This is a genomic window from Aquabacterium sp. (assembly GCF_004297345.1).
GTDB lineage: Bacteria > Pseudomonadota > Gammaproteobacteria > Burkholderiales > Burkholderiaceae_C > Aquabacterium.
The window spans coordinates 1-6867 of the sequence record NZ_SCTN01000472.1 but is presented as its reverse complement, the minus strand read 5'-3'; the positions used below and the strand labels follow the sequence as shown (position 1 = coordinate 6867).

At 64.5% G+C, this 6867-nt stretch carries 7 protein-coding genes; 5 read left to right on the top strand and 2 right to left on the bottom strand.

Annotated features, from left to right (window positions below):
- On the bottom strand, positions 1 to 878 hold an 878-nt coding region (locus tag EPO09_RS18250; RefSeq protein WP_290645293.1), incomplete at its 3' end, for an amidase.
- Positions 875 to 1174, bottom strand: a complete 300-nt coding sequence (gene gatC, locus EPO09_RS18245) for an Asp-tRNA(Asn)/Glu-tRNA(Gln) amidotransferase subunit GatC (RefSeq protein WP_290645291.1) — start codon at positions 1172 to 1174, stop codon at positions 875 to 877. The genes gatC and EPO09_RS18250, both read right to left, overlap by 4 nt.
- A gap of 296 nt (positions 1175 to 1470) precedes the next feature.
- Here gatC and EPO09_RS18240 point away from each other — a divergent pair, with 296 nt between their 5' ends.
- The 5 genes from EPO09_RS18240 to EPO09_RS18220 all read left to right on the top strand — a co-directional run.
- The gene (locus EPO09_RS18240) at positions 1471 to 2514 is read left to right on the top strand and encodes a rod shape-determining protein (protein WP_035036785.1); all 1044 of its coding nucleotides are present in this window, start codon (positions 1471 to 1473) and stop codon (positions 2512 to 2514) included.
- A gap of 71 nt (positions 2515 to 2585) precedes the next feature.
- Positions 2586 to 3548, top strand: coding sequence for a rod shape-determining protein MreC (mreC, locus tag EPO09_RS18235; RefSeq protein ID WP_290645288.1), 963 nt, complete (start codon positions 2586 to 2588; stop codon positions 3546 to 3548).
- Entirely contained in the window at positions 3545 to 4060 is a 516-nt protein-coding gene (mreD, locus tag EPO09_RS18230; RefSeq protein WP_290645286.1) for a rod shape-determining protein MreD, read from the top strand. Before mreC ends, mreD begins: the two co-directional genes overlap by 4 nt.
- Before the next feature lie 25 nt (positions 4061 to 4085).
- Positions 4086 to 6290, top strand: coding sequence for a penicillin-binding protein 2 (gene mrdA, locus EPO09_RS18225; RefSeq protein ID WP_290645284.1), 2205 nt, complete (start codon positions 4086 to 4088; stop codon positions 6288 to 6290).
- Positions 6287 to 6867: FtsW/RodA/SpoVE family cell cycle protein (locus EPO09_RS18220; RefSeq protein ID WP_290645282.1), on the top strand; the 581-nt coding region annotated here is incomplete at its 3' end. The genes mrdA and EPO09_RS18220, both read left to right, overlap by 4 nt.

The window sequence follows — 6867 nt, the reverse complement described above, 5'->3', positions numbered from 1 at the left end:
GCAGCACGCGTGGCGGCCAGCACATCGGCGCTCACGCCTTCACCGAAGAACTCCTTGGGCACGCCCACGCGCAGGCCTTTGAGCGGCTGCGCGGTGGTGGCTTCGGCACGAGGCGTGTTGAGCACGGCCATGAAGTCGGGCACGGGCTCTTGCGCGCTGGTGGCATCACGCTCGTCGAAGCCGCTCATGGCTTGCAGCAGCAGGGCGCAGTCTTCGGCCGTGCGGGCCATGGGGCCGGCCTGGTCGAGTGACGATGCGAAGGCGATCATGCCGAATCGCGAGCAGCGGCCATACGTGGGCTTGATGCCGGTGATGCCGGTCAATGCCGCCGGTTGACGGATCGAGCCGCCGGTGTCGGTGCCGGTGGTGCCGGCCACCAGACGGGCCGACACGGCTACGGCCGATGCGCCAGACGAACCGCCAGGAATGCGGCTGGTGTCCCATGGGTTGCGGGCCACGCCGTAAGCGGAGTTCTCGTTGGCGCCGCCCATCGCGAACTCGTCGCAGTTGAGCTTGCCCACGTTCACCACGCCCGCGGCCTTCAGTTGCGCGACCACGGTGGCGTCAAACGGCGATTGGTAGCCCTTGAGCATCTTCGAGGCTGCCGTGGTGGGCAGGCCTTGCGTGACGAAGATGTCCTTGTGGGCAATGGGCACGCCGTCCAGCGGGCCCAGGGCCTGGCCAGCGGCGCGGCGTGCATCCGAGGCGGCAGCGGCAGCCAGGGCGCCAGCGGTATCCACGTGCAGGAAGGCACCCAGTTCGGTGTGCGCGGCAATGCGATCCAGCACATGCTGGGTCAGGGCCACGCTGGTCGTCTGGCCAGATGCCAGTTGCTGGCTTTGCTCGGCCAGTGTCAGGTCATGCAATGCGGTCGTCATTCGATCACCTTGGGCACGAGGAACAGCCCGCCATCCTGAGCGGGGGCGTTGGCCATATTGGCCTCGCGGTTGTTGGGCTCGGTGACCGCGTCTTCGCGCAGGCGCAGGGTCACGTCCTCGATGGCGGACAGGGGGGTGTACAGGGGCTCGACACCGGAGGTATCGACCGCACGCATTTTTTCGACGATGTCGAAGAATTCGTTCAATTGCGTCAGCATCGCACCTTGCTCGTCGCCGCTGAGTTCCAGGCGGGCGAGTTGGGCAATGCGGCTGACGTCTGCAGGGGTCAGGGCCATGGCTTCATCCAGGGGTAACAGAGTGGGGCTCGGCGCCGGAAAGGGCGAGGCCTTGGGGTATTATCCTAGGTTATCCACAAGCCGTATTTGCACTGAATTGGCGCATTTGCGGTCAGGGTGATTGTTTTGTCGCGCAGCCGGGTCATTCGAGCAGGCTGCGCGCGTTGTTTCAGGGGCCTTTGCCCGCCAGCGTTTCGCCTCGCACCAGACGTGCTCCCCGGTTTTGCCGGGTGAGCCGTTGATCGGTTTTGCGTCTGGGCGGCAGCGGCAAAAGGCCCGGAGCCGGAGTTCGCCGCATGTACGGAATGTTTCGCAAGTATTTTTCTACCGACCTGGCCATCGACCTGGGCACGGCCAACACGCTGATTTATGTGCGTGACAAGGGCATCGTGCTGGACGAGCCCTCTGTGGTGTCGATCCGCCACGAAGGCGGCCCCAACGGCAAGAAGACCATCCAGGCCGTGGGTGCCGAGGCCAAGGCCATGCTGGGCAAGGTGCCCGGCAACATCGAGGCCATCCGCCCGATGAAGGACGGCGTGATCGCCGACTTCACCGTCACCGAGCAGATGCTCAAGCAGTTCATCAAGATGGTGCACCCGCGCTCGGTTCTGAAACCGTCGCCCCGCATCATCATCTGCGTGCCCTGCGGTTCGACCCAGGTTGAGCGCCGCGCCATCCGCGAATCCGCGCTGGGCGCTGGTGCCTCCGAGGTCTACCTGATCGAAGAACCGATGGCAGCCGCCATTGGTGCCGGTCTGCCGGTGTCCGAGGCTTCGGGCTCCATGGTGGTCGACATCGGCGGCGGCACGACCGAAGTGGGCGTGATCTCGCTGGGCGGCATGGTCTACAAGGGCTCTGTGCGCGTGGGCGGCGACAAGTTCGACGAATCCATCATCAACTACATCCGCCGCAACTACGGCATGTTGATCGGTGAGCCCACGGCCGAAGCCATCAAGAAGGAAATCGGCTCCGCGTTCCCTGGCTCCGAAGTCAAGGAAATGGAAGTCAAGGGCCGCAACCTGTCGGAAGGCGTGCCACGCAGCTTCACGATCTCGTCCAACGAGATCCTCGAAGCCCTGACCGATCCGCTCAACCAGATCGTGTCGGCCGTCAAGAACGCGCTGGAACAGACGCCACCCGAGCTGGGCGCCGACATCGCCGAGCGCGGCATGATGCTGACCGGTGGCGGCGCGCTGCTGCGCGATCTGGACCGCCTGCTGGCCGAAGAAACCGGCCTGCCTGTGCTGGTGGCCGAAGACCCGCTGACCTGCGTGGTGCGCGGTTGTGGCATGGCCCTGGAGCGCATGGAGCGCCTGGGCAGCATCTTTACATCAGAATAAACCACCCTTGTCGTGACCACAGGCGCCCCCCAAGATGGCGCCTGTCGTGTTTTGGGAGCTGACACGCCGCCATGCCGTTGGCCACGCTGGACCGAACGCCACCGCCCTTCTTCAAGCAAGGGCCGTCGGCGTTCACACGCCTGATGTTTTTCTCGGCGCTCGCGGTCTTCCTGATGGTGGCCGATGCCCGCTGGAAGATGACCCAGCCCTTGCGCGCTGTGGTGGCCACGATGCTGCAGCCCGTTCAGGAGGTGCTGATGGCGCCGTCGCGCTGGTGGGACACCGCCGGGCACTACTTCTCAGGTCTGGATGCGGCCAAGCAATCGCAACTGGCTGCCCAGCGTCTGGTGGCTCAGCAATCCGAGCGCGTGATGCGGGCAGATCAACTGGAGCGCGAAAACGCCCGGCTGCGCGGTTTGCTGGCTCTGCGTCCGCGCATCGAAGTGGCCAGCATGGCCGCCGAGATCTTGTATGACGCGCCTGACCCGTTCACCCGCAAGGTCGTGATCGACCAGGGCAGCGCCAGCCATGTGGTGCTGGGGGCGCCCGTGATCGACGAGGCCGGCGTGCTGGGGCAGGTGACCCGTGTGTACCCGCTGACATCCGAAGTGACCCTGGTGACCGACAAGGACGCCGCGGTGCCCGTGGTCAATGTGCGTACCCAGCAGCGCGGTGTGGCCTACGGGACACCTCAGGCGCATGGCATGGAGTTGCGCTTCATGGCCGGCAACGCCGATGTGCAGGTGGGTGATGTGCTGCAGACCTCCGGTCTGGATGGTGTCTACCCCGCAGGTTTGCCCGTGGCCAAGGTGCTGCAGGTGGATCGCCGGGCCGACTCGGCCTTTGCCCGCATCACGCTGGCGCCTACGGCCAATCCCGACAGCACCCGTCATGTGTTGCTGCTGGAGCCCACGGCCAGCAAGATGCCCGAGCGTCCTGCCGACGCGGCCGCTTCCGCTTCGGCGGTAGAGGCATCGGGCCGCCACAAGGGGCACCACGGCGCAGCCAAAGCCGCTTCAGGAGCCAAGCCATGATGCCGCGCGGCAGCGAACTGCTGTTACCCGTCAATCCCTTCTTCATCTGGTTCTCGCTGTTCCTGGCCTTGAGTCTGGACATGCTGCCCTGGGGCCGGGTGGCCGGCGTGCCGGACTTCCTTGCCGTGGCGCTGGTGTTCTGGAACGTGCATCAGCCGCGCCGTGTGGGCGTGGGCTCTGCGTTCGTGCTGGGCTTGCTCATGGATGTGCATCAGGGCGCCTTGCTGGGCCAGCACGCCCTGGCCTATACGCTGCTGAGCTTTTTTGCCATCACGGTGCATCGCCGCCTGCTGTGGTTCACGGTGGCCTCCCAAGCCGTGCAGATCGTGCCTTTGTTTGTAGCTGCACATGCGGTCTCGCTGCTGGTGCGCATGATTGCCGGCGCGGCCTTTCCGGGCTGGGGGCTGGTGGTTGCGCCTTTGCTGGAGTCGCTGATGTGGCCGGTGGCCTCGTTCGTGTTGCTGGCGCCGCAACGCCGCGCGCCTGACCGCGACAAGAACCGGCCTTTGTGAGTCGGACCGCAGCCGGGCACCCCGCATGACCGAACTCAAGAACCTCGAGCAGGAACTCAGCCGCTTTCGGGCGCGCTTGTGGGCGGCTGTCGGCTTCGTGCTGTTCTGTTTTGGCTTGTTGGTCTTTCGCCTGTATGTGTTGCAGGTGGTGCGACATGATGACCTGGCCACGCAGGCCGAGAACAACCGCATTGCCGTGGTGCCCATCGTGCCCAACCGGGGCCTGATCGTTGACCGCAATGGCGTGGTACTGGCCAACAACTACTCCGCCTATACACTGGAGATCACGCCCTCCAAGGTCGAAGATGTCGAGGTCACGATTGAAGCGTTATCGCACATTGTCGATATCCAGGCGCGAGATCGCCGCCGCTTCAAGCGCCTGCGTGAAGAATCCAAAAGTTTCGAGTCCATTCCCATTCGCACGCGCTTGACGGATGAAGAGGTCGCCCGCTTCACGGCGCAGCGTTTCCGTTTCCCCGGTGTCGATATTCAGGCGCGCCTGTTCCGTCACTATCCGTATGGTGAACTGGCCAGCCACGTGCTGGGCTACATCGGCCGCATCAACCAGAAAGAGGCTGATGCCATGGACGATTGGCCGGACGAGGAGCTGGCCAACTACCGTGGCACCGAGTACATCGGCAAGCTGGGCATCGAACAGAGCTACGAGCGTGAGCTGCATGGCACCACCGGCTTTGAAGAAGTCGAGACCAGTGCTGGCGGGCGGGCCGTGCGGCGCCTGCGCTCCAACCCGGCTACGCCGGGCAACACGGTTCACCTGTCCATCGACATCAAGCTGCAGGCTTTGATCGAGCGCCTGTTTGGGGATCGCCGTGGCGCCCTGGTGGCCATCGATCCGCGCAATGGCGAGGTGCTGGCCTTCGTGTCCAAGCCCACCTTCGATCCCAACCTGTTCGTGGATGGCATCGACAGCGAAAACTGGAAGGAGCTCAACGAGTCCCCAGACAAGCCGCTGCTCAACCGCGCGCTGCGTGGCACCTATCCGCCAGGGTCCACCTACAAGCCTTTCATGGCGCTGGCGGCCTTGAACACGGGCAAGCGCAGCCCCAGCACGGTCATCATGGACAACGGCTTCTTCATGTTCGGTGGCCACAAGTTCCGCAGCCCGGAAAACGAGTTGGGCGGGGCGATGGACATGCGCCGCGCCATCGTGAAGTCCAGCAACGTGTACTTCTATTCGCTGGCCAACGAGCTGGGCGTGGACCTGATTCACGATCAGATGTCGCCGCTGGGGTTTGGTCGTTTGACCGGCATCGACCTCAAGGGTGAGCTGACAGGCATCCTGCCCTCCACGGAGTGGAAGCGCAATGCCTACAAGCGCGCCGAGCAGCGCCGCTGGTACGCGGGGGAGACCATCTCGCTGGGTATCGGTCAGGGCTACAACAACTTCACCATGCTGCAGATGGCCACGGCCTTGTCCACGGTCGTGAGTGACGGGCAGCGTTTCCAGCCGCGCGTGGTGCGCGAGATCGAAGACGTGCTGACCCGTCAGCGCCGTGTCAGCTCCAGTCAGGCCTTGACGTCCGTGGTCTACAAGCCCGAGCACACGGCCTTCATCCGCGATGCGATGTTTGGCGTGACGCAGGAGGGTACGTCCACCCGCGTGTTCATGGGCGCGGGTTACCAGAGCGGTGGCAAGACCGGCACGGCCCAGGCCGTGGGCCTGCGCCAGAACGAGAAGTACGTGGCCTCCAAGATGGACGAGTACAAGCGCGATCATTCGCTGTACGAAGCCTTCGCCCCGCTTTCCAACCCACGCGTGGCACTGGCCGTGATCGTCGAGAACGCCGGCTTTGGTGCTGAGGCCGCAGCCCCGATCGCCCGGCGTGTGCTGGACTACCTGCTGATGGACGTCTACCCCAGCGAAGAAGACATCGCCGCCGTGCAACAGGGCAAGGCGGCCAGCCCGATTGGCGTGGCGCGCAAGGCTTCGGCCATGCCGCTGCCGCGCGGGCTAGATGCTTTCGGTGCGGATGTGCCCACCGTGCCTGAAGCGGCTGCAGCAGCGGCTTCAACTGCGTCCGCCGCATCCGCCGCATCCGCCGCAGCAACGCCATCTTCTGCCTCGGCCGCGTCTGCGGTGGCTTCATCGGCGCCCAATGCCCCGTCTGGCCCTGCATCCCGGGGCTCGGCTGCGGTGCCTGTGCTGGCGCCGGCATCTCGCCCTCAGACCAACGCCGTTAGCCCTGCCGCATCGAAGGAGCAGCCATGAGTGTGGCCTTTGACAAACCTTCCTGGTGGCAGCGCATCAAGCCTGTGTTTCAGGGCTTCGATCTGCCCCTGATCTGCATCGTGGTTTTCATGTGCGGGCTGGGGCTGGTCAATATGTACTCTGTGGGCTTTGACAATGGCTCGCGCTTTGTAGATCAGTCCCGCAACATGATGCTGGCTGCGCTCATGCTGTTTCTGGTCGCGCAGGTGCCGCCTCAGCGCCTGATGGCCTTGGCGGTGCCGCTGTACACAGTGGGGGTGATCCTGTTGGTGGCCACGGCCTTGTTTGGCATCACCAAAAAGGGCGCCACGCGCTGGCTCAATGTGGGCATGGTCATCCAGCCCTCCGAGATCCTGAAGATCGCAATGCCGCTGATGCTGGCCTGGTGGTTCCAGCGTCGTGAAGGGCAGTTGCGTGGCCTGGACTTCGCCGCAGCCGGCGGGCTGGTGTTGTTGCCGGCGGCCTTCATCCTCAAGCAGCCCGACCTGGGCACCGCCATGCTGGTCATGTCGTCCGGCCTGTACGTGATCTTCTTTGCCGGTTTGAACTGGCGCTTGATCGTGCCGGTGCTGGTGGC